This is a genomic window from Deltaproteobacteria bacterium, assembly GCA_026712905.1.
Taxonomy (GTDB): domain Bacteria; phylum Desulfobacterota; class Binatia; order UBA9968; family JAJDTQ01; genus JAJDTQ01.
Map to the genome: position 1 here is coordinate 20916 of JAPOPM010000147.1, position 21821 is coordinate 42736.

Genomic DNA, 21821 nt, shown 5'->3' on the forward strand with positions numbered 1-21821 from the left:
TCCCCCGTCACGCGTCGGCGACGACGTCGGTCAGGCGCTCGTACTGGTCCGGCTCCAGGGTGGCCGGCTTGAGGATCAACTCGTCGGTGCCGAGATCCCGATGCAGCGCGATGGCGTCACGAATGGACGCGGGCGTGGACAGGTTGGCGCGCGCCAGCCGCGCCTCGAGACGAGCGGGGTCGGCGCCGTAGTAGCCCGCGAAGGCGTCGCGGATGGCGTCTTCCGCGCCCGGCTCCAGCGCCGCCAGCACCGATGCCACGACGCGCGGGCGGCCGCTCCGGCCGTGCCGTTGCCAGGATTCGTTCACTTGTTGCAGCAACCCCGCGGCCCCCTCCCGGTCGAGCCCGCCGCCGCCCATGACGTAGCCGTCGGCGTACTTGCCGACCCGGTCCAGCGCCCGCGGCGCGCTGCCGCCGATGAGCAGCTCGGGACCGCCCGACCGCACCGCCTCCGGTCCCACCGGACGCTGGGCGCCGTTGACGATCTCCCCGCGCCAGATGCGGCGCATCAACTCGAGCTGCGTGTTGAAGCGGCGCCCGCGGTCGTGGAACCCCGAGGGCGCCACCAGCGAGTCGTCCTCCCGGCTGCCGACGCCCATGCCCAGGCTCAACCGTCCGCCGGAGATGGCGTCGATGGTGGCCGCCTGCTTCGCCAGCACCCCGGCCCGGCGCAGCGGCCCCACCAGCACCGCGGTCATGAGGCGCACGCGCCGGGTCACGGAGGCCAGCGCCGCCAGCATGATCAGCGGCTCGTAGTTGTCGTAGGCCAGCCGGTCGATGACGGCGAAGCTCGAATAGGGTCCTTCGTCCGCTTTGCGCGCCAGCGCCTCGATGGCCGGCCAACTGTCCCTGGATGTCTTGAATGGCAACCCGATACCGATCTTCACGTGCTCGCGGCTCCTCCTGAATGGCGTGGGAAGGCGTTTCCACCCCCTATTATTGAACGTAGCCAATAGCCCTGGCTGCCGCAACTCGCATCCGGGTGTTCCGGGTCGTCATGCGCGCGGTTGACGCGACGGGTGCAAATGGGGATATTCAGTTTTCGCGTTGACGGAGGAGCATTTCGTGGCCGAGAATCCCGGACCCGCACTGATCGTGGAAGGACTCAAGGAGGCAGGCGTCGACTTGGTGGCGTCCCTTCCGGACATCAACCTGCACGCGGTGCTGGAGCGCGTCGCCGCGGACCCGGACTTCGTTCACGTGCCCCTGTGCCGGGAGGAGGAGGGCATCGGCATCTGCACCGGCGGCTACCTCGTGGGCAGGAAGTGCGCCATGATCATGCAGAACGGCGGCCTGTTCAACAGCGTGAACGGCATCGTCTCCACCCTGCTGCAGTACAACCTGCCGTTGCTGCTGCTGGTGTACTACGCGGGCGACGTGGGCGACCGCTCCTTCGCCACCAACGGCGCCATGACCCAGCCGGTGTTGAGCGCCCTCGGCGTCCAGCACTTCATCCTGCGGGACCCCAACGAGGCCAAGGCGCTGATCAAGCGCACGCTGGTGCTGACGCAGGACTACAAGCGGCCGGTGGCCGTGCTGCTGACCAAGGACGTGCTCGGGCGGCGGCGTCCGGGAGAATAGGCCATGAAGCGCATCGACTGTTTCAAGGTCATGGCCGAGCTGGCGGGAGACGCCCTGGTGGTCACCGGCGCGGGCGCCAACACCGTCGAGTGGTACGCGTGCCGGCCGGGCGACGGCAACTTCCGCGTGCGCACCATGGGGCTGGTGTCCTCCATCGCCCTGGGCATGGCGCTGGGGCTGCCGCACCGTCAGGTCATCGCCATCGACGGCGACGGCTCGCTGCTCATGAACCTGTGCAGCCTGCCCACCATCGCGCGCAAGAACCCGCCCAACCTGGTCCACGTGCTGGTGGACAACGAGGTGTACGAGGCCTCCGGCGAGATCGATACCGCCACCGGCGCCGGCACCGACCTGGTGGCCGTGGCGCGCGGCGCGGGCATCCGCCGGGCCTCCTGGGTGAATAGTCCGGACGAGATGCGCACGGTCTTTTCCGAGGCCCTGGACGCGCGCGACGCCACCTTCATCGGACTCAAGGTGGAACGGGCGCGCAGCGAGGTGCCGCCGTACCCCATGGACGAGGTGGAGAACAAGTACCGCTTCATCCGCCACGTGGAACAGACCGAGGGGCTGAGCATCCTGAGCGCGCACATGCCCGCCAGCTTCCTGAAGGAAACCTAGGCCGGGTCTCGCCCGGCACCGGCGACATCGTCATCGAGGCTGCACCATGAACATCGACTGTCACGCTCACTATGTCCCGCCGGCCGCGCTGGAGCGGCTGCGCAAGGACGGCGCCTCCTTCGGCGTGGAGGTGGGGGAGGAGACCCCACAAGGGCCGCGCCTGCGGCTGGGGGAGGGGAGGCCGCTGTCCCGGCCGATCCTGGCGCCGGCCACGGACCTGCCCAAGCGCGTGGACACCGTGCGCGAGACGCGCCTGGACCGGCAGATCCTGTCGGCGTGGATGGACATCGTCGGCTACATGCTGCCGGTGGACAAGGCGGTGAGCTGGAGCCGCATGCTCAACGAGTCCATGCGCGAGGCCCTGGCCGACGGCGACAAGGACGGCCTGTTCCGCGGCACCGCCACCGTGCCGCTGCAGGACGGCGCCCGCGCCGCCGACGAACTGGAGTTCGCGGTCAAGGAGTGCGGTCTCATGGGCGCCATGATCGGCTCCAACATCGACGGCGCCAACCTGGACGATCCGGGGCTGGACCCTTTCTGGAAGACCGCCGAGCGCCTGCGGGTGCCGCTCATCATCCATCCGCTGAACCCGCTGGGCATCGAGCGCCTGGGCAAGTACTTCCTCACCCACGTGGTGGGCCTCCTGGCCGACACCACGGTGGGGGTGGCGTCCCTCTACTTCAGCGGCGTGCTCGACCGCTTCCCGGACCTCAAGATCATCCTGTGCCACGGCGGCGGCTTCCTGCCGTACCAGTTCGGGCGCATGACCCGCGGCCGCGAGATACAGCCGGACATCCAGAAGGCCACCGCGCTCATGGGCCGGGACGTGCTGCGCTGGTTCTACTACGACACCATCGTGTTCGAGCCCGACGTGCTGGAGTTCCTGATCGCCGAGGCGGGTGCCGACCATGTGCTGATGGGAAGCGACTGCCCCTTCGGCATCGGCGACCCGCGGCCGCTGGACATCATCGACAAGATTCGCATCGACCCGGCGGACAAGGCCAAGATCCTGGGCGGCAACGCCGAGCGCCTGTTCGGAGACAACGTATGAAGGACCTGCGGTCGTTCATGGACCGGCTGGAGGGCGAGGGCCCCGAGGAACTGCTGCACATCCGCAAGCCGGTGCGGCCCGAGCACGACGTCACCAGCCTGCTCATGGACCTGGAGTCGTCGGGCCGGTTCCCGGCGCTGTACGTGCACGAGGTCGCGGGCTACTCCATGCCCGTGATCACGAACCTGCACGCCACGCGCCGGCGACTGGCCATGGCCCTGGACGTGGACGGCGCCGACCTGGTGGAGGAGTACCGCCGGCGCGAAGCCGCCCCGATCCCGCCGGAGGTGGTGCGGGACGGTCCGGTCAAGGAAGTGGTGCGCACGGGCACGGACGTGGACCTGGGCGAGATTCCGCTCCTGACCCATTTCGACATCAGCACGGCGCCGTACGTGACCGCGGGCATCGTCGTGGCGCGCGACCCCGTGAGCGGCGTGCGCAACCTGAGCTTCAACCGCGCGATGATGGTGGAGCGGAACCGGCTGCGCATGCACCTCGCCCCGGGCATGCACCTGCGCCGTTGCCAGCGCAACGCCGAGGAACGGGGCGAGCCTCTGGACATCGCCTTCATCATCGGCGTACATCCCGCCTTCGCCATCGGCGCGCTGTCGCTGGCGGCCTTCGACGTGGACGAGTACGACGTCATCGGCGGCATGATGCAGCGGCCGCTGTCGCTGGTCTCGTGCGAGACCGTGTCCCTGGAGGTCCCCGCCCACGCGGAGATGGTGCTGGAAGGGCGCATCCTGCCCGACGTGCGCGAGGCGGAGGGGCCGTTCGGCGAATTCACCGGCCATGCCGTCGGCGTACGCGACAATCACGTGGCCGAGATCACCGGCATCACCCTGCGCGAAAAGCCGCTCTACCAGGACATCTTCACGGGGCACTCGGAGCAGCGCCTGATGGGTTCCATCCCGCGGGAGGCCGCGATCTTCCGGGCGGTGAAGGCGGTGGCCGCGGGCACCCGCGCCGTGCACATGCCGCCGTCGGGCTGTTGCCGCTTCCACTGCTACATCGCGCTGGACAAGCGCAGCGACGGCGAGGTGCGCAACGCGGTCATGGCGGCCATGGCCACGGACCTCTACCTCAAGCTCGTCATCGTCGTGGACGGCGACGTGGACGTGTACAACGACCGCGACGTCATGTGGGCGGTGGCCAATCGGGTCCAGGCCGACGCCGACACCTTCATCATCCCCCGTTGCCAGGGGTCCGAGACCGACCCGTCGAGCGGGGAAGGGGGAATGACCGCCAAGATGGTCATCGACGCCACCAAGAAGCGCAAGGACTTTCCCAAGCGGCTGGCCGTGCCCGGCGAGGTGCGCGAACGGGTCCGGCTCGAGGACTACATCGGCTGAGCGGGGACGCTCGGCAAGGAGGTACACGATGGCAGAGACCAGTAGAGCGGCAACCCTGCTTGCCCCGAACAAGCTCGAGATCCGGGAATATCCCATACCCGATATCCCCGACGACGGCGGATTGCTGAAAGTCGAGATGGGCGGCGTGTGCGGCTCGGACGTGAAGTACTATCACGGACGCATCAACCTGCCGCTGCCCATCATCCTGGGCCACGAGATCCTCGGCCGGGTGGCCAAGCTCGGCAGCAAGGCCGAGAAGATCCACGGGGTCAAGGAGGGCGATCGCGTCATCATGAAGGGTGCCATCGGCTGCGGCCGCTGCTCCGACTGCCGGCGCAACGCCCAGCGCTTCTGCCGGAACCGCACCAACTACGGCGGGCGCACGACTTCGGCCAACCCGCCGCACCTGTTCGGCGGCTTCGCGGACTACCTCTACCTGGCCCCCGACGTGCTGATGACCAAGATCAGCGAGGACCTTTCGGCGGAGGCCGCGGCCCTCATCGGCTCGGTCATGGCCAACGGCTTCCAGTGGGCGCTGCGGCGTGGTGGGGTCAAGATGGGCGACTACGTGCTGATCCAGGGCCCCGGACAGCAGGGGCTGGCGTGCACCTGGGCCTCCAAGCACGCGGGCGCGGCCAAGATCTTCGTGTCCGGCATCGGCCGGGACAAGCCGCGGCTGGAGCTGGCGAAGAAGTGGGGCGCGGACCGCATCATCAACGTCGAGGAGGAGAACGTGGTGGACGTCATCCGGGAGGAGACCGACGGCGCCATGGTCGACGTGGTGGTGGACGTGTCGGGCAACCCCAAGGCGATCCTCGCCTCCATCGACTGTCTGCGGCGCCAGGGGACCATGGTCCTGGCCGGGCTTACCGGCGACAAGACCATCACCGAGGTCCACATGGACAAGCTCGTGTGGGGCGAAATCAAGCTCCAGGGCTGCTTCACCGGCGACAACGACGCCGTGGACGCCACCCTGCGCCTCATGGAGGCCACCAAGTTCCCGGTGGAAGAGATGGTGAGCCACGTGTTTTCGCTGGAGGAAACGGAGAAGTGCATCCAGGCGGTGGGCGGCGAGATCCCGGAGCTGTTCCCGACCAAGGCGCTGATCCAGCCCTGAGCCGCCAGATATGAGCGACACTTGCCGCGCGGCGACCCTGGTGGGTGCCGCGAAGATCGAGATCCGCGAATACCCGGTGCCGGACATCCCGCCCGACGGAGGCCTTCTGAAGGTGGAGATGGGCGGGGTGTGCGGTACCGACTACAAGTACTACACGGGCAAGCTGAACCTGCCGATGCCCATCATCCTCGGCCACGAGATACTGGGCCGGGTGGAGAAACTCGGTGCCAGGGCGGCCGAGATTCACGGCGTCCGGGAAGGCGACCGCGTGATCATCAAGGGATCCATCGGCTGCGGCCGCTGTGCCGACTGCCGCCGCGGCGGGGACCGCTTCTGCAAGCAGCGCGCGGCCTACGGCTCGAGGATGTCCTGCGCCGAACCGCCGCACCTGTTCGGCGGCTTCGCCGAATATCTGTACATCACGCCCACGGCGCTGTTGACCCGCATCAGCGATGACCTCCCGCCGGAGGCCGCCGCCCTGGTCGGGGCGGTCATGGCCAACGGCTTCCAGTGGGCGCTGCGGCACGGCGGCGTCAAGATGGGCGACTATGTGCTGATTCAGGGACCCGGCCAGCAGGGGCTCGCCTGCACCTTCGCGGCGAGCCATGCCGGCGCCGCGCGCATCTTCGTCACCGGCATCGGGCGCGACAAGAGCCGGCTGGAGGTGGCCGAACGCTTCGGGGCGCACCGCACCATCAATGTCGAGGAGGAGAACGTCGCGGAGGTCATCCGGGAGGAGACCGGCGGCGCCATGTGCGACGTCGCCGTCGACGTCTCCGGCAACCCGGCCGCCATCGTCACGTCGGTCGACTGTCTCCGGCGGCAGGGCAAGCTGGTGCTCGGGGGACTGACGGGAGACAAGACCGTCACCCCCATGCCGATGGACAGGCTCGTGTGGGGCGAGATCTGCGTGCAGGGCGCGTACACCGGGGACAACGACGCCATCGACGCCACCCTCAGGCTGATGGAAAACACCGGCTTCCCCGTGGAGCAGATGGTGAGCCACATCTTCTCGCTGGACGAGACCGAGCAGTGCATTCGCGCGGTGGGGGGTGAGGTGCCCGAGATGTTTCCGACCAAGGCGCTGATCAAGCCGTAGCGTCACGCAGGACAACAGCCGCCGCCCGCGGGGCAGCCGCATGAAACTGTTCGCCCCCGCCAAGATCAACCTCTACCTCCGCATCGAGGGCCGCCGCGACGACGGCTACCACCTGCTGGACACCCTGATGGCGCCCATCAGCCTGGGGGACGAGGTGGAGGTCACCGGCTCCGAGGGTGCGGCGGGTTCCATCACCGTGCGCGCGGACGACCCGGCCGTGCCTCCGGGCGAGGACAACACCGTGCACCGCGCCGCGCGGGCATTCCAGGACCGGATGGACTGTCGCGAGCCCGTCGCCGTGAGCATCCGCAAGCGCATCCCCATGGGAGCCGGGCTAGGCGGCGGCAGCACCGACGCCGCGGCCGTCCTGCGCGGCATGAACGAGTTGTTCGACGCCGGCCTGTCCGCCGAGGAACTCGAGGCGCTGGCGCTCACGGTGGGCGCGGACGTACCCTTCTTCATTCGCGGCGCGGCCGCGCGCGCCCGCGGCATCGGCGAGCGGCTGAGTCCGGCGGGTGCGTTGCCGCGGCTGTGGATGGTCGTGCTTTTCCCCGGCTTCCCCGTCTCCACCGCCTGGGCCTACCGCAACTTCCGGTTCAAGTTGACAAAACCCTCCAACAATAATAACTTGATCGGAAATCTGAGCACTCCCCAGGAAGTGGCTCGGGTCATGGCAAACGACCTTGAAGCGGTAACCATCGGCCGCTATCCGGGCATTGCTCACCTCAAACAGCGGCTCGACGACAAGGGGGCAATCGGCAGTCTCATGAGCGGAAGCGGCTCGGCGGTCTTCGGCGTTTTCGCGGACGAGGCGCGGGCGAGAAGGGCATTCACGGGCTTCAGGGGCGAAAAAGACGTTCGGGCGTATCTGGCTTTTTCGCTGACATAAGGGCAAGCCGTCCGTCGCATGACGGAGAGGAGGTCCCTGTGGAGGTCACGGAAGTCAAGGTCTTTCCTGTCGAGGAGGATAAGCTCAAGGCTTATGTGACCATCACCCTGGACGATTGCTTCGTGGTTCGTGATATCAAGGTGATTCGCGGGACCTCGGGTCTTTTCGTCTCCATGCCCAGCAAGAAGCGCCGGGACGGGACCTACAAGGATGTGGCGCATCCGCTCAACAGCGAGACCCGCCGGATGCTCGAAGAAAGGATCATTGCCGCGTACAGAGAAGTCGTATCGAGCGATACGGGCCAGGATCGGGACGAACATTAGACCTCCCGGGGATTCTGGACGCCGACCGGACGGGTGGGCGGTCGCCAAGTGGTAAGGCCCCGGATTTTGGATCCGGTATACGAAGGTTCGAATCCTTCCCGCCCAGCCAAGCTCTCTCGCCATGAGCCGGCGCAAGGAGCGGATTTCAAACCCGTGGTGACGGCACGAAACCGCCGGCGCTTTTCCAGTCCATGTTTCAAACCAACGCAGGTAGTCCATGGGATCGTTGCACGATGAAATGAGGATCTTCGCGGGGAATTCCAACCCCCCCTTGGCGCGCGACATCTGCCACGCCATCGAGATTCCGCTGGGGGAGGCCATCGTCGAGACCTTCAGCGACGGCGAGATCAGGGTCGAGATCAAGGAGAACGTGCGCGGTTGCGACGTCTTCGTGATCCAGTCCACCTGCGCGCCGGGCAACGACAACCTGATGGAGCTGCTGATCATGCTGGACGCGTTCAAGCGCGCGTCCGCCAAGCGCATCACCGCCGTCATCCCCTACTACGGTTACGCGCGCCAGGACCGCAAGGTCGCGCCCCGGGTACCCATCAGCGCCAAGCTCGTGGCCGATCTCATCACCACGGCGGGAGCCTCGCGGATGCTGACCATGGACCTCCATTCCGGTCAGATCCAGGGTTTCTTCAACATCCCCGTGGACAACCTGTACGCCGCCCCGGTGCTGCTCCAGTATCTGTCGAGCCGCTTCGGAGGGGAGGGACTGATCGTCGTGTCCCCGGACGCCGGCGGCGCCCAGCGCGCGCGCGCCTTCGCCACGCAACTCAACGTGTCCATGGCGGTCATCGACAAGCGCAGGGCCGACGCCAACGTGGTCGAGGAGATGAACATCATCGGCGAGGTGAAGGGCAAGACCGCTATCCTGGTGGACGACATGGTGGACACCGCCGGGACCATTGCCATGGCCGCCGAGGCGCTCATGCGGGCCGGCGCCAGGAAGGTCGTCGGGTGCTGCACCCACGCCATCTTCTCGGGAAAGGCGTTGGACCGGATCAACGATTCGCCCATGGAAGAAATGGTCGTGACCGATACCATCCCGGCCGCGGACAAGACGGCCCGGTGCGAGAAGATCAAGCCCTTGTCGGTGGCGCCCCTCATCGGTGAAGCCATCCGCCGCACGCACCTGGAGCGTTCCATCAGCTCCCTATTCTGATCGACATAACCGCGGTTCTCATTCAGGAGGTTCAGTTTGGAAACAGTCGAAGTACCGGTAGAGGCAAGGCAGGCCGGCAACAAGCGTGACGCCGGCCGTCTGCGTCGCAACGGCAAGCTCCCGGGCGTGGTCTACGGACGGGGCACGGGGGGGTTCGCGGTGCAGGTGGATGACCTGGAGTTGCGCCGCCGGGTGGGACACATGGAAGGCTCCCATCTGCTGCGCCTCAAGTCCGAAGCCGGCGCGGTCGACGGCAAGCTCGTGCTCATCAAGCAGATCCAGTACAACCCGGTGACACACGCCATCAACCATATCGATTTCTACGAGGTGGACGTTTCCAGGAAGATCACCCTGATGGTGGGCTTGAACTTCGTCGGGCGACCCGAGGGCGTGGTCCACGGCGGGGTCCTGCAGCCCATCATGCGGGAGCTCGAGGTCGAGTGCCTGCCGCTGGACATTCCGGCGGAGATCGAGGTGGACGTTTCGCCGTTGGAGATCGGGCACAGTCTCAAGGTGGCCGACATCACGCTGCCGCCCAACGTGATCAACCATACCCCGGAGCAGACCCTGGTGTCCGTGCTGGCGCCGACCGTCTCCACGCTGGACGAGGAAGAGAGGGGCGAGGGCGAGGCCGCCGAGGAACCGACGGAAGGCGCCGAGGAGTCGGCGGACCAGACCGGAGCGTGATTTCGACGGACGTTGCCGGCAACGAGGAAGGGCGCGGCGACGCGCGCTTCCATCCCAGGACATCGTAATGAAGCTCGTCGTGGGCTTGGGCAACCCGGGCCGGCGTTATGCGCGCACGCGGCACAACCTCGGGTTTCTGCTGCTGGACCGCATCGCCGACGCCACGGACACCCGCATCGGCGACGAGCGTTGCGAGTCCCTGGTGGGCAGGGGCCGGTGGGATCAGGAACCCCTGGTGCTCGCCAAGCCCCAGACCTATATGAACAACAGCGGCCTGGCGGCCGCGGCGCTGGTGAAGCGCTTCCAGATCCGCGGCGCGGACCTGGTCGTGGCCTACGACGACCTGGACCTGCCGTTCGGACGGCTGCGCATCCGTTGCGGCGGCTCCGCCGGCGGTCACCGGGGCTTGGCGTCGATCCTGCAATACGTGGCCGACCGTGACTTCGTCCGGTTGCGCCTGGGCATCGGCCGTCCGCCGGCCGGAATGGACGCGGTGGATTACGTGCTGAGCCGCTTCTCGCCCGAGGAAGATGGCGAGTTGGACGGCCTGTTGAGCAAGGCCGCGGAGGCATTGGAAGCCATCGTGTTCGAGGGCCCGGCAAGGGCCATGGAGAATTTCAACCGAGTTGCATAGGGGTGTGTGGCGAATTCGCCGGGCCCCACATCAGAGGAGGCGTTATGGAGGGTTTAGCGGTCTGGGCTCCGCCACTGGGCGCGGTCGGACTGATCATCGCGTACGGAGCCTATCGCTCCATCGTCAAGGTCGCGGTCAAGGACGCGGGCATGCAGTCCGTCAGCGACTCCATCTACGAAGGCGCCATGGCCTTCCTGAGGCGCGAGTATACCGTGCTGTCGGTGTTCGTGGTGGTGGTGGCGCTGCTCCTCGCGTGGCAGCTCGGAGTCGTCACCGCGGTGGCGTTCTTCGCCGGCGCCGTGTGCTCGGTCATCGCCGGGTTCCTGGGAATGAAGGCGGCGACCCGGGCCAACGTACGCACCACCCAGGCGGCCGCCGATAGCGGCCAGGGGGCGGCGCTGCTCATGGCCTTCAACGGCGGTTCGGTGATGGGTCTGTCGGTGGCCAGCCTCGGCCTGCTCGGCGTCGGTCTGCTGTTCCTGGCTTACGGCGACCCGGACAACGCCCAGAACATCAGCGGCTTCGCCATGGGCGCCAGCTCCATCGCGCTGTTCTCCCGTGTCGGCGGCGGCATCTATACCAAGGCCGCGGACGTGGGCTCCGATCTCGTGGGCAAGGTCGAGGCCGGGATCCCGGAAGACGATCCGCGCAATCCCGGAGTCATCGCCGACAACGTGGGCGACAACGTGGGTGACGTCGCCGGCATGGGCGCCGACCTGTTCGAGTCCTACGTCGGCTCGATCATCGCCTCCATCGCCATCGCCGCCACCGTGACGCCGGAGACCCTCGCCGTGCTGTTCTCGGCGCAGGCGCCGGCCGCCCGCGCCACGTTGATGGCGTTGCCGCTGGTGCTCGCGGTGGTCGGGCTCATCGCCTCGGTCATCGGCATCTACTCCATGCGCGTCTTCAAGAACATCAACCCGCAGTCCGCGCTGCGCGGCTCCACCTTCCTGACCACGGTGCTGTTCCTGGCGGGGGCGCTCGTGCTCATCCTCGCCCACGGCGTCACCATCGGCGTCTTCTGGGCGGTGCTCGCGGGTTCGCTGGGCGGCATCCTCATCGGCCTCATCACCGAGTACTACACCTCGGCCGCGCCGGTGAAGCGCATCGCCGAAGCCAGCCGCACGGGCCATGCCACCAACATCATCCACGGCCTGGCCGTGGGCCTGGAGAGCGTGGCCTTGCCCGTGGTGGTCATCGCCGTCGCCATCTGGGTGTCCTACGCCACCGCCGAGCTCTACGGCATCGGCGTGGCCGCGGTGGCCATGCTGGCCACGGTGGGCATCACCATGAGCGTGGACGCCTACGGCCCCATCGCCGACAACGCCGGCGGCATCTCCGAGATGTGCGGCCTGGGACCCGACGTGCGCGAGATCACCGACGGGCTCGATTCGCTGGGGAACACCACGGCGGCCATCGGCAAGGGCTTCGCCATCGGTTCGGCGGCGCTCACGGCCTTGGCGCTTTTCTCCGCCTATACGCGGACCGTGGATGCCGAGCTGGCCGCGGCGGGGCAGCCGCCGATACAGATCCTGGTGACCTCGCCCGAGGTAGTGGTGGGCCTGTTCATCGGCGGTCTGATCCCCTACCTCATCGGCGCCATGACCATGACCGCCGTGGGGCGGGCGGCCGGCAAGATGATCGACGAGATCCGCCGGCAGTTCCGCGAGATTCCCGGGCTCCTGGAGGGGCGCGAGGGGGTCAAGCCCGACGCGGCGAGCTGTGTGGACATCTCCACCCGGGCGGCCATCAAGGAGATGGTGGTGCCGGGGCTCGTGGCGGTGGTGGTGCCTGTGGTGGTGGGCTTCGGCCTCGGGCCGGTGGCGCTGGGCGGAACCCTGGCCGGGGCCTTGGTGTCGGGTGTGCTCCTGGCGCTGCTCATGTCCAATGCGGGCGGTGCCTGGGACAACGCCAAGAAGTATATCGAACGGGGAGACCTGGCGGGCGAGGCGAAGGGCGGAGAGGCGCACAAGGCGGCCGTGGTGGGCGACACCGTCGGCGATCCGTTGAAGGATACCTCGGGGCCGTCCATGAACATTCTGATCAAGCTCATGTCGGTGGTGTCGCTGGTCATCGCGCCGCTGCTGGTGTGAGGCGCATGGTTGTAATGGGCCTACCCCTGTGCTAGGTAAGGAAGGCCCGTATCCGTTGAAATGGCGTCCTCCATGGGCGCCATTTCAGATGTTGGGACAGGAACTGAAACGCGCCGGACAAGCAGTTCCGGACAAAGAGTAACGGATAGAATCTCGACGGACCATGACTGACGAAACGACCCATTACGAGACGCTCTTCATCGTCCACCCGGTTCACAGCGGCAGGAACAAGGACCTTTGCGACCGCTTCCGGGGGGTGCTGGAAGGACAGGGTGCCACGGTAACCCACTTCGAGGAATGGGGGTTGCGCGACCTCGCCTATCCCATCGAGAAGCAGAACCGAGGGCTCTACAATCTGGTTCAGTACCAGGCGCTGGCGGGAACGAGCGACGAGCTTGAACGGGTGATGCGGCTGAGCGACGAAGTCATTCGCTGCATGACCGTGGTGCTCGACGAGGACGTGCTCCCCCTGGCCCGCGCGGAGGCACCCGCGCCGGCGGTGGAAACCGCGCAAGCGGCCGAACCCACGCCGGCCGCGGAACCCGAACCGGCGGCCGCGGCCGTGGAGAGCGCGCCAACGGAACCGGCGGCCGCGGCCGTGGAGAGTGCGCCAACGGAACCGGCGGCCGCGGCTGTGGAGAGTGCGCCAACGGAACCGGCGGCCGCGGCTGTGGAGAGTGCGCCAACGGAACCGGCGGCCGTGGAGAGTGCGCCAACGGAACCGGAGCCGGCCGTTGCGGCCGTGGAGAGTGCGCCAGCGCCGGACGCGCCGGAAGAATCTACGCCGCCGGAGCCCACGCCGGCGCCCACGGAGGCGGCGGAGGGCGTGCAGGAAGAGTCGAAAGGATAGCGCCTTTCCCGCGGCGCGGCACCGACGAACGAGAACTGCGGGACGAACTGAGGGATAATGGCAGAATATCGTGGGAGAAGAGGTTCGGGTGGTGGCGATGGGCCGCCGCGCCGGCGTGGCGTCTCGCGCCGGAAAGTGTGCCGTTTCTGCGCCAACAAGGACCTGCGCTTCGACTACAAGGATACCAAGCTCCTTAGCGGGTTCATGACGGAACGGGGCAAGATCACCCCGAGCCGCATCACCGGAACCTGTTGCTGGTGTCAACGACGCCTGGCAAGAGCGATCAAGCGCGCCCGCCTGGTAGCGTTACTTCCCTATACCACCGTCAAGCTTTGACCCGGAGCCTCCGTCGCCCGGAGATCGGCTTATGAAGGGGCTGGACACTCTCACGGGGTTCGGGCTGGGGCTGGCCGCGACCCTGCTGCTCTTCTTCGCGGGGTTGAGAGTACCTCTTCTGGGGCTCGCGACGGCGCCGCTGGTGATCTACCCGGCGCTGTACGTAGGTGTCAGGCTGGGGCGGCAGCCGGGACAATGGCTACCGCTGGCGGTCGCCGTGTGCGTCTACGCGCTGGCTGGGCTGGAAGCCACGGCGGCGTACCTGGTATTCGCGCTGGTCACGTACCTGCTGTTCTTCTCTTTCGGAAGAGGCTGGAACCTCGCGACGGTCGTAAGCGGGACCGCTGGCGTGACGGTGGCGGCCATGCTGGTGACCGCGACCGCATTGGCTGGCTCGCTGTCCGCGTTGTGGACCGCGCTTCAGACCGGCGCGGAGGCGCAGGTGCTCATGACGCTGGAAGTGTATGAGCGCATGGGCCTCTCGGGCGACACCATCGAGTACCTCCGGGAACACGCCGGCGAGATGGCGACGCTCTTCGTACGGATGTTGCCGGGCATGATCTTCTTCATGCTGGTGATCGTGGTGCTGGCCAATCTGGCCCTGCTGTCGTGGCATTTCCCGCAGTATCGCTCGTTTTTCTGCCACGTGGGGGATCTCAAGGAATGGAAGTCGCCCGACCACATGGTGTGGCTCCTCGTGGTACCGGGTATCGCGCTTTTCCTTCCCCTCGGCGACGCGGTGCGGGCGTTGGCCGTGAACCTGGTGCTCATATGCGCGGTGTTCTACTTCTTCCACGGGCTGGCCATCGTGTCGTATTACTTTCATTACAAGAAGGTCCCGATGTTTTTTCGCGTTTTGGGATATCTGCTCATCGTCTTCGAGCAGATTCTCACGGTGCTGGTCATCGGCCTGGGGTTCTTCGACCTTTGGGGCGACTTCCGTCGTCTCAAGCGGCGTACCGCGGGCCTGACTTGAAGGAGAGTCGATGGAAGTCGTTCTGAAGGAAGACATTGAGAACCTCGGCCACATGGGCGACGTGGTCAAGGTCAAGGATGGTTACGCCCGCAACTACCTGCTCCCCCGCGGCCTCGTCGTGCGGGCCGACAAGAAGAGCCTCAAGGCCCTGGAGCACGAGCAGCGCATGATCGCCCAGAGCCGCGAGCGCCTCAACAAGGAAGCGCAAGGCATCAGCGAACAGCTCTCCCGGGTCTCCCTCGAGTTCACCGTCAAGACGGGCGAAGAAGGCCGCCTCTTCGGCTCCGTCACCAACATGGACATCGAGAAGGCCCTGAAAGAGCAGGGCGTCGACGTCGAGCGCCGCCGCATCCTCCTGGAGACCCCCATCAAGAGCGTGGGCGAGTACGACGTGCCCATCCGGCTCAGGCCGGAGGTGACGCCAAGCATCAAGGTGAAGGTGATGTCGGAGGATGGCGACGCGGAGGTAGCCGCTGCCGTAGCGCAACCGGCAGAGGCAGAGAAGGGCGAAGCGCCGTCAGGTGACGCCGCGGAACCGCAATCCACGTAAGCTGGTCCGAGCCGCGTTCGAGGGCGCTCCTCACCACTCCATCTTGTAGGCCAAACCGACCTGCCATTGGGTCTGTCCGGGCTCATGCCCCGCATTCCAGGAATGGGCGGCTTTGATGACTCCACGGCCGCGACCGATTGGGGCTTCATGCGTCAGGGCGAGTTCAAATTCGCGGCCTTCCGGGGCCAAGGGAACCGTCGCCTTATCGTAGAACGGCAAGCCGCCCTTTAATCCGGCAAGATAAGTGAGCCTTCCCTTGCCCGATTCAGCCCGAAGTGGTTGCGAAACAGACAACTGCGACCATTTGCCATGACCCCGCCGCCCGTGCTCCAGTTCGACTTGCCATGCGGACATCACGTGAGGATCCACCTCCAGCATCCCGCTCGACTCTAGGAACACGCGTCCCAATGCCAGCGTAGCGGAGCCGGTCAGGGTCAGGGTGTCGTTGAGTTCGACGTGGGTCCCGCGGCCGACCCATGTTGTGACGGACTGTACTCGCTCCCCGAAAGCGCCGGATGCGCGGCCGCCCATCCACGATGACGTATCTCCAAGCGCACCCCATCGAAAGCCCTGGCTCGGCGCCCTTTCGAGACCGATCTGACTTGCGCCCCCGAGCATTTGAAACTTGGCCGTGTAGGGTTTGTCCTACCACCCGCCGCCCGTAACTAGCTGAAAACCAAGGAGTAAAACTCTCCTCTTAAAGGACTGACGATTCGGGCCGGAACAATCAACACATGGTCAACACCGCGCCTCGGGCCGCTCGCCGCTCGGCTTGGGGTAATCCTTCGACCGTACCGTGATGGATGACCCTGTGCATCTGACCCTGGCGGATCTTCCCACCACTTCCAACGGTACCGGAGAATCAGGCGTTTACGCAACATAGCGCACACATGCGTGCTAGGGACCATGTCCAAAGGACCGCCGTCAAGCTTGACCCGCAAGCCCGCAATCACGGCCTCACCGAAGGGTTACCGGCTTGGCGCTTGGCGGCTTGGGCGTTTCTTACAACACCGCAGACCTCTGCGCAGAGGTACTAGCTGGCGGGACGCCATGCGGACACTCCGTAGTAGGCACCTACGATCGCTGTCAAGAACGCCTCGATCGAGATCAGGAGGCTTGAGTCCTTGAGCGCTTCGAAACACTCGCCGCAGGCGAACGCCAAGATGAATAGCGCTGCTAGCGATAGCAGCAGCGCCGCTAGTGCGATGTACGCCATACGGCGCCTATGGCGGAAGCGGTTCTTGGCGAACTCGATCAGCTGAGTCTTGTCCGCAGATGCCAAATCCGCATCCTTCGCTATCTCCATCATCACCTTGATGGGATCAAGTCCCGCCGGCGCTTGCTGCGCTGCAGCAATCACGCCGGGCTGGTGCTCGTTGGCATTCGCCATGGTAGCTACCTCTCGTCCCGGCTAGGTCTTCTGCTACGTTGCGTCCACTGCGCCCGCGATCTTTCGTGCGATCAATTCGAAACCCCGTTCTCGAGGATGCAATTCATCCCCCCACTCTTGCCTGTGATGAGGGGAGATGTCTCGCAGTGTGCCTCGGAGGTCCACGTATCACACCGCCTGCCTGATTGCTGGAACGATATCGTCTTCAAACTCAGCCAAGTCGTTTCGTCTACCGCACTGAGAGCCTCATCCTTATCGTAAGCATACTGTAAGCGATTCATTCCCGTCTGCGCGCACTCCAGCGCCGCCCTGTCTAGATGAACCTTCCAACCAACGGGAATTATATACAATCCGTAACCAGAAGTTAGTCGCGGAAGAAGAGAGGGTAGAGGGCAAGGTGGCTGATCTGCCAAAGATCGAGACGCTTCTTACCAACGAAGAGGTTGCATTCGGCCTGATTCTTGTCCCACCGAGGCGTCACCTTGAACATGTCGCTCTCGGTGCCATGAATCTGGATGTGGTCGCCTTTCTTCTTCAGCTCGACGATGGGGGTACGCCCGGACTCTTTGCGGCCACGGATTGCCACCTTTGTCACTACGTCACCGACGACTTTCTTATGAACGGTGAAGTCGCTATCGGGATGAACATCTTTCTTCTCTCCGATGTCCGCCTCAAGACGAGTGAGCAAAGCCTCGAACACGTCGTCGACGGTGCACGACACTCTTCGCTTCACCCAATTCACTGGCGCCTTGTCCCGGATTTCCATGCGGCGAATATAACTCCCGGCTAGCGGCAAGGCAAGATCGGATGCGAAAGACCGACTTGTGCGGGGGACAACGCCAAGGCCCCGCCTGGCGCACGGGAAGGGTCCGACCCTCTGATTAAGGAGAAAGTGGCTGTTAAGGCGGGCAGAACCAGGAAGGAGGACGAGTGTTGCCCCGAGTAAGACTTCCCCATTGAAGGATCAGATGATTCGTTCACGAACAATCACGTGGTCAACACCACGCCCTGGACGGCCAAACGGCCAGGGTAGTCCTTCGGTGACTCTTCCCGGAACGGTTACCCCTCATGCGCCTCGCTCGAGTTCTCCCCCGTTCTGGAACAGGCATATCTTCGCCAGCGAGTGGCTGAGCGCAACGGCGCCTCCTCCCACCGCGGGCGGGGCGTCCAGCGCCTGGCCGCTGTAGAGCTTGAACCATGCCTCGCCGGCTTGCGGATCGACGCTGATCAAGGCGTAGGAGCTCTGCGTGTACAGCGCCAGACGCTCGAAGCGGTAGCCCTCGGCCGTTTCGCCGTCGTCCGCCGCGCCCAAACGCAGCACCCACGACTGCGGCAACGACAGGCTGTAGGTAATGGCGCTCGAGGTGAGCTGGTAGATCCGGTGGCCCGCGCCGTCCTCGATCGCGAACACAGCCGAGACGTGGACATCCCCGCTCAGGACCGAGACCTTGATCCCTCTGGCCGCGGCGTCGAACAGCACCTTCATCAGCGCCTCGCGTTCGGTGGTATGCAACTCGTGCTCCCAGGAATCGCGCAAGTCGTCGCCCAGCCCTCCCAGATGCTCGTCCGCCTGGACCAGCGCCGCGCGCGTGTGCAGCACCGGCACCGCCGAGACCACGAACAGGAAGGGCGTATCCTCCGGCGTCAACCCGCCCACCCATGCGGCGAAACGGTCGAACTGCTCACGTCCCAGGATGCGGTAGCTCTGGCGCTCGACGTCGCGCTGGCCGCGCCCGTCGAGCACGTAGAACGCGCACCCGCCCCGGCGGAAGCCGTAGTCGAGCGCCCCGTCCGCGGTCGGCGGATTGTGGCTGTGCTCGTACTCGAAATAGGCGCGCCGCGCCGCGCGGAACATGCGGCGCATCAGCTCCCGGCCCTCGCCGTGGCTCAGCCCCCGCTCCTCGAAGTCCGGCAGCAGCCGCCGCACGCCATCCTGCCCGTCTTCGGGGTCAAAATAGTAGGAACCCCACCCGTCGCCGATCTCGTGGTCGTCCCAGATCATGTAGGTGGGAAAGCCGTCGAACACCTGCTGAACGCTCTCGAACCCCCAGTAGCCGCGGTAGATGTCGCGGTACCAGCTGAGCATCGCCTTCTCGTCCGGCAGCAGCCGCCCGTCCTCCTTGCGCATCGTGCGGTTGAGATGGCGCCAGATGTCGAGGGTCTCCACCCCGTCGCTGTAGCACACGTCGCCGCCGGCGATGACGAGATCCACCTCGTTCTCGTGGCGGCGCAGGGTGGCGCCGAGGAAATCCCACATGTCGAGGTTCGCCGTCTCGGTGCGCTGGTGGAACAGGCCGTTCACCGCGTAGGGCTTGTGGCAGGAAAACAGCGCGAACTGGAACGCCCGGCGCTCGTTCTCGGGCGGCGGCGTGCGGAACCGGCGCAGCCGGTTGTGTCCCAGCACCACCCGCTCGCGGTCGCGGGCGTAGAGGACGTAGCCGTAGCGGGTATCGGGGGCGAGCCCACGCAGTTCCACCACCCGGGTGGTGTCGGCCGCGTAGTCGGCGATCTCGAAGTCCTCCCGCCGCATCTCCGGCAGCACAGCCGACGCATCTTCGAGCGGCAACGGCGCGGCGCTCAACGCGGCCCGCAGCCCCGCCTCCCCGGCGGACGATGCGAGCGCAGCCTCGCGGGGGTACACGAGCAGGGAGAACTCGCCCGGCCGCCCGGTACGCAGCCACACCCGCGCGCTGTCCGAGGTGGCGTGCCCGATGATCGCCGCCACCTTCAGGCGCGCGTTCGGCCAAGGCCGGTCGGTCTTGAAGACGAACGAGTCAGGGATATGGGATTGGGCCACGTGTTTCCTCCCGGCGGGTCGATTCCGTTCAGCCGCCGGCGCCCGCCACGACGGCCTGATTCAAACAGACCACTCTCGTAAGATCTCCGAGGCGCTTGCCGCACCCCTGTCACCGGCATCGCACGGCGTCACTCCAACAGTTCCCGTTACGACAATGTTCCAGTCCCTCCACCGGTTCGTAGAGCCGGCTCAAGCCCCTGCGGCGCTCCCACCAGACCGATCCCGTAGTGTCTGCGATCGTGGACCGGAAACAGCCACACAACATACCCGGACCGCATTCCAGCAGTCGGTGGACGGTCGCGCTGTCGCGACGACGCCCCTTCTCTTGGTAGTGAACCAGCAATGTGTCCCGCGACAGGTAGTTGCGCGTGATGGAGCCGCGCACCTGGATGTTCGTTCGTCTGTCGCCGACGTAGTCCACCGCGTCCTGTCCCGGACCCCGGTCGGACAGCTTTTCGCCGTGGCCCGACAGTTTCACACCCTCCTGAACAAGCAGCACCTGGTACGTCACCTGCAGGTCCTTGAAGGCGCCGAGGGCCGTGTCCTCGTATATGACGGTGAACTTCCAGCTTCCTGACAGATCGCCGGGTGGAGCAAGGTAGTCATTGAAGATCATGTATCCGAGACTCAGCGACACGGTCGTCACCAGCGCCCCAACGACCTGATTGGAGAGGGAGGAGGCGTGTCTCCATATCCAGGTCCCCCACGTACTCGCTTCGCCTTCCCGTGGTGGATCACCGGTCATGAGCCCAACCCATCCCTCCCCGAGCATCCGCTTTGTCGCGACGGTGCGCTGTCAACTGCCGAATTCCATCGCCGGCCGCTGTTATCCCGAACGGATGGTCTCTCGCCGCCATTGAACCGCCATGGCGCCGTCGGAAGCACTGTCTCGGTCGAGGTGGGCAGCTCAGCCCGCCGCAAGGGACTCACCCAACCATTCCGAAGTCACTCACGGCGCAGTACATTGCTAGTATGCAGCACCCCGCTTTCGCAACTCGACGCCACGCCTCAGCCTACCTTCCTCGGAAGTCCTCGCCCGGGGCGTTGACAATCGCCGTGGGCGCACCGCGGATAGTGGGACAATCATCCCGCAGAGTGTCGCGCGTACGAAGGTGATCTCCCCACAAGAAGCCGGCCGACTGAGTGGCGACTTCTTGTAGTGGCGCGGGAGCCCGATTCGATTCGGGTGCCGCCGCCGACGTCCACGCCGACCAGGTATCGACCTTGAGGACCAATCATAAGTGATTGATATTGTTATGTTATTTTAGAGGTAAGGCTGCCGCGCTGCTATATTGCGTAACCGTCACCGAGTCCAATCCATCACATCAGCGACCTCGTTCCGCGACAAGGTACACCCGGAGGCCTCGTGGCGTATGCAAACTGTCAGTTATAACTCGTCGTGGCTGGATCCCTCGCCCGGAATGAATAGCCGTTTGTAGATCTTCTCCGCGTAGCGATCCGTCATTCCCGCAATGTAGTCACATACACGTCTTTCAACAGGGTCGTCCTCATCAAGCGCTTCTCTGGCGTTCCTAGGTATCAGCCTATCGGGCGCCGCAACGAGTTCCTCGAAAAGCTTATTGACGACATGTTGACCGCGACGTTCAAGTTGTTGGACTTCCGCACGGTCAATGACGAGTCTATAGGTAAGGTCTTTTAGGGCTTTGAGCAATGCCCCCACCAGCGGCTCGAATCCGATATAGTATTTGAGCAATGGGTGCGAGACCACGCAACGTTCTTTGATCTCGGAAGTTGTCACAAACAAGTTTACCAGTTTTCCGATGAACTGTTTTCGCTCGAAACTGTCAGCGAAAAGGCACTTGTCGAATTCCCGCAGAGATACGGCTTTGTCGCCTGGCCCGATCGTCGTCGAGCAATCGCGAAATACAGGTCTCAAACCGTCGAGAACATCTCCCTTGTCTACCATATCCCTCGCCACGATATCCTCAAGATCGTGTACTCCGTACGCTATGTCGTCCGCTATTTCCATGAGGGAACTATCCAGAGTTCGGCGACTTGGTTTCTCATCGTCGACGTCCCGTGACGTAAAATGCGCTACTTCCCCACGAGTGAATGGTCGACCGAATGCCCAGTTGACAATTTTCTTCTCCGTGTCGAAGTAACATTTCGGCGGCTTGACACGAACTTGTTCTCCATCGAATGCTGAATAGGGGACCGGATACTTTAGAAGCGCTAGGACAAGCCGGCGCGTCGGGTTCATACCCATCCTTCGCTTGTATTTCTCCAACCGCATGACTATCCGTAGTGTTTGACCGTTCCCTTCGAAACCACCACAGTTGAGCATTTTTAA

General features: G+C 65.2%; 23 protein-coding genes and 1 tRNA gene. 17 read left to right on the plus strand and 7 right to left on the minus strand.

Translation table 11 applies throughout. The annotated features are described in order from the left end of the window. Window positions 1-7 precede the first annotated feature (7 nt). Window positions 8-886, minus strand: a complete 879-nt coding sequence (locus OXF11_11780) for an LLM class flavin-dependent oxidoreductase (protein MCY4487775.1) — start codon at window positions 884-886, stop codon at window positions 8-10. A 178-nt stretch (window positions 887-1064) separates the two neighbouring features. Here OXF11_11780 and OXF11_11785 point away from each other — a divergent pair, with 178 nt between their 5' ends. The 17 genes from OXF11_11785 to rplI all read left to right on the plus strand — a co-directional run bounded on the left by OXF11_11785 (window position 1065) and on the right by rplI (window position 15323). Further along, window positions 1065-1580 (plus strand): thiamine pyrophosphate-binding protein, encoded by a 516-nt coding sequence (locus OXF11_11785; GenBank protein MCY4487776.1) that lies wholly within the window; start codon window positions 1065-1067, stop codon window positions 1578-1580. Between the two features lie 3 nt (window positions 1581-1583). Continuing rightward, window positions 1584-2198, plus strand: a complete 615-nt coding sequence (locus tag OXF11_11790; protein ID MCY4487777.1) for a thiamine pyrophosphate-dependent enzyme — start codon at window positions 1584-1586, stop codon at window positions 2196-2198. 46 nt (window positions 2199-2244) lie between these two features. After that, on the plus strand, window positions 2245-3249 hold the full coding sequence (locus OXF11_11795) for an amidohydrolase family protein (GenBank protein MCY4487778.1): 1005 nt from the start codon (window positions 2245-2247) through the stop codon (window positions 3247-3249). Further along, the gene (locus OXF11_11800; GenBank protein ID MCY4487779.1) at window positions 3246-4601 is read left to right on the plus strand and encodes a UbiD family decarboxylase; all 1356 of its coding nucleotides are present in this window, start codon (window positions 3246-3248) and stop codon (window positions 4599-4601) included. The genes OXF11_11795 and OXF11_11800 overlap by 4 nt, the downstream gene beginning before the upstream one ends. A 28-nt stretch (window positions 4602-4629) precedes the next feature. Beyond that, window positions 4630-5718: an alcohol dehydrogenase catalytic domain-containing protein gene (locus tag OXF11_11805; protein ID MCY4487780.1), complete on the plus strand. Its 1089-nt coding sequence runs from the start codon at window positions 4630-4632 to the stop codon at window positions 5716-5718. A 10-nt stretch (window positions 5719-5728) separates the two neighbouring features. Beyond that, complete coding sequence (locus OXF11_11810) at window positions 5729-6817, plus strand: alcohol dehydrogenase catalytic domain-containing protein (GenBank protein MCY4487781.1); 1089 nt, start codon at window positions 5729-5731, stop codon at window positions 6815-6817. Window positions 6818-6857: 40 nt separating this feature from the next. Next, complete coding sequence (ispE, locus tag OXF11_11815; protein MCY4487782.1) at window positions 6858-7706, plus strand: 4-(cytidine 5'-diphospho)-2-C-methyl-D-erythritol kinase; 849 nt, start codon at window positions 6858-6860, stop codon at window positions 7704-7706. A 38-nt stretch (window positions 7707-7744) separates the two neighbouring features. Further along, on the plus strand, window positions 7745-8029 hold the full coding sequence (gene spoVG / locus OXF11_11820; protein MCY4487783.1) for a septation regulator SpoVG: 285 nt from the start codon (window positions 7745-7747) through the stop codon (window positions 8027-8029). Between the two features lie 34 nt (window positions 8030-8063). After that, a tRNA-Gln gene (locus OXF11_11825) sits at window positions 8064-8138 on the plus strand. Window positions 8139-8246: 108 nt separating this feature from the next. After that, the gene (locus OXF11_11830; GenBank protein ID MCY4487784.1) at window positions 8247-9197 is read left to right on the plus strand and encodes a ribose-phosphate pyrophosphokinase; all 951 of its coding nucleotides are present in this window, start codon (window positions 8247-8249) and stop codon (window positions 9195-9197) included. Window positions 9198-9233: 36 nt separating this feature from the next. Further along, entirely contained in the window at window positions 9234-9884 is a 651-nt protein-coding gene (locus OXF11_11835; protein ID MCY4487785.1) for a 50S ribosomal protein L25, read from the plus strand. A 67-nt stretch (window positions 9885-9951) separates the two neighbouring features. Then, window positions 9952-10518, plus strand: a complete 567-nt coding sequence (gene pth / locus OXF11_11840; GenBank protein MCY4487786.1) for an aminoacyl-tRNA hydrolase — start codon at window positions 9952-9954, stop codon at window positions 10516-10518. A 44-nt stretch (window positions 10519-10562) separates the two neighbouring features. Beyond that, window positions 10563-12611: a sodium-translocating pyrophosphatase gene (locus OXF11_11845; GenBank protein MCY4487787.1), complete on the plus strand. Its 2049-nt coding sequence runs from the start codon at window positions 10563-10565 to the stop codon at window positions 12609-12611. A 163-nt stretch (window positions 12612-12774) separates the two neighbouring features. Then, entirely contained in the window at window positions 12775-13461 is a 687-nt protein-coding gene (gene rpsF, locus OXF11_11850; protein ID MCY4487788.1) for a 30S ribosomal protein S6, read from the plus strand. Between the two features lie 57 nt (window positions 13462-13518). Further along, window positions 13519-13797 carry a 30S ribosomal protein S18 gene (gene rpsR / locus OXF11_11855; protein MCY4487789.1) on the plus strand — a complete coding sequence of 93 codons (279 nt, stop codon included), beginning with the start codon at window positions 13519-13521 and terminating at the stop codon, window positions 13795-13797. Between the two features lie 31 nt (window positions 13798-13828). Continuing rightward, window positions 13829-14773 (plus strand): DUF2232 domain-containing protein, encoded by a 945-nt coding sequence (locus tag OXF11_11860; GenBank protein ID MCY4487790.1) that lies wholly within the window; start codon window positions 13829-13831, stop codon window positions 14771-14773. A 10-nt stretch (window positions 14774-14783) separates the two neighbouring features. After that, window positions 14784-15323, plus strand: coding sequence for a 50S ribosomal protein L9 (gene rplI / locus OXF11_11865; GenBank protein ID MCY4487791.1), 540 nt, complete (start codon window positions 14784-14786; stop codon window positions 15321-15323). 30 nt (window positions 15324-15353) lie between these two features. Here rplI and OXF11_11870 read toward each other — a convergent pair whose 3' ends face one another. From OXF11_11870 to dgt, 6 genes are all read right to left on the minus strand, one after another. Next, the gene (locus OXF11_11870) at window positions 15354-15854 is read right to left on the minus strand and encodes a hypothetical protein (GenBank protein ID MCY4487792.1); all 501 of its coding nucleotides are present in this window, start codon (window positions 15852-15854) and stop codon (window positions 15354-15356) included. 502 nt (window positions 15855-16356) lie between these two features. Further along, a complete protein-coding gene (locus tag OXF11_11875; GenBank protein MCY4487793.1) occupies window positions 16357-16713 on the minus strand; it encodes a hypothetical protein in 357 nt (118 codons plus the stop codon). Between the two features lie 364 nt (window positions 16714-17077). Next, window positions 17078-17479 carry a hypothetical protein gene (locus OXF11_11880; protein MCY4487794.1) on the minus strand — a complete coding sequence of 134 codons (402 nt, stop codon included), beginning with the start codon at window positions 17477-17479 and terminating at the stop codon, window positions 17078-17080. A 300-nt stretch (window positions 17480-17779) separates the two neighbouring features. Continuing rightward, window positions 17780-19510 (minus strand): alkaline phosphatase D family protein, encoded by a 1731-nt coding sequence (locus OXF11_11885; GenBank protein ID MCY4487795.1) that lies wholly within the window; start codon window positions 19508-19510, stop codon window positions 17780-17782. Window positions 19511-19619: 109 nt separating this feature from the next. Next, a complete protein-coding gene (locus OXF11_11890; protein MCY4487796.1) occupies window positions 19620-20255 on the minus strand; it encodes a hypothetical protein in 636 nt (211 codons plus the stop codon). Between the two features lie 642 nt (window positions 20256-20897). Then, window positions 20898-21815 carry a dNTP triphosphohydrolase gene (dgt, locus tag OXF11_11895; GenBank protein MCY4487797.1) on the minus strand — a complete coding sequence of 306 codons (918 nt, stop codon included), beginning with the start codon at window positions 21813-21815 and terminating at the stop codon, window positions 20898-20900. Window positions 21816-21821 lie beyond the last annotated feature (6 nt).

Bases quoted from the DNA above. Each gene is read 5' to 3' on its own strand.
- OXF11_11790 (MCY4487777.1), top strand. From the start codon at position 1,584: ATGAAGCGCATCGACTGTTTCAAGGTCATGGCCGAGCTGGCGGGAGAC.
- OXF11_11795 (MCY4487778.1), top strand. From the start codon at position 2,245: ATGAACATCGACTGTCACGCTCACTATGTCCCGCCGGCCGCGCTGGAG.
- OXF11_11800 (MCY4487779.1), top strand. From the start codon at position 3,246: ATGAAGGACCTGCGGTCGTTCATGGACCGGCTGGAGGGCGAGGGCCCC.
- OXF11_11805 (MCY4487780.1), top strand. From the start codon at position 4,630: ATGGCAGAGACCAGTAGAGCGGCAACCCTGCTTGCCCCGAACAAGCTC.
- OXF11_11810 (MCY4487781.1), top strand. From the start codon at position 5,729: ATGAGCGACACTTGCCGCGCGGCGACCCTGGTGGGTGCCGCGAAGATC.
- ispE (MCY4487782.1), top strand. From the start codon at position 6,858: ATGAAACTGTTCGCCCCCGCCAAGATCAACCTCTACCTCCGCATCGAG.
- OXF11_11830 (MCY4487784.1), top strand. From the start codon at position 8,247: ATGGGATCGTTGCACGATGAAATGAGGATCTTCGCGGGGAATTCCAAC.
- pth (MCY4487786.1), top strand. From the start codon at position 9,952: ATGAAGCTCGTCGTGGGCTTGGGCAACCCGGGCCGGCGTTATGCGCGC.
- OXF11_11845 (MCY4487787.1), top strand. From the start codon at position 10,563: ATGGAGGGTTTAGCGGTCTGGGCTCCGCCACTGGGCGCGGTCGGACTG.
- rpsF (MCY4487788.1), top strand. From the start codon at position 12,775: ATGACTGACGAAACGACCCATTACGAGACGCTCTTCATCGTCCACCCG.
- rpsR (MCY4487789.1), top strand. From the start codon at position 13,519: ATGGCAGAATATCGTGGGAGAAGAGGTTCGGGTGGTGGCGATGGGCCG.
- OXF11_11860 (MCY4487790.1), top strand. From the start codon at position 13,829: ATGAAGGGGCTGGACACTCTCACGGGGTTCGGGCTGGGGCTGGCCGCG.
- rplI (MCY4487791.1), top strand. From the start codon at position 14,784: ATGGAAGTCGTTCTGAAGGAAGACATTGAGAACCTCGGCCACATGGGC.
- OXF11_11870 (MCY4487792.1), bottom strand. From the start codon at position 15,854: ATGGGCGGCCGCGCATCCGGCGCTTTCGGGGAGCGAGTACAGTCCGTC.
- OXF11_11875 (MCY4487793.1), bottom strand. From the start codon at position 16,713: ATGGCGAATGCCAACGAGCACCAGCCCGGCGTGATTGCTGCAGCGCAG.
- OXF11_11880 (MCY4487794.1), bottom strand. From the start codon at position 17,479: ATGGAAATCCGGGACAAGGCGCCAGTGAATTGGGTGAAGCGAAGAGTG.
- OXF11_11890 (MCY4487796.1), bottom strand. From the start codon at position 20,255: ATGACCGGTGATCCACCACGGGAAGGCGAAGCGAGTACGTGGGGGACC.
- dgt (MCY4487797.1), bottom strand. From the start codon at position 21,815: ATGCTCAACTGTGGTGGTTTCGAAGGGAACGGTCAAACACTACGGATA.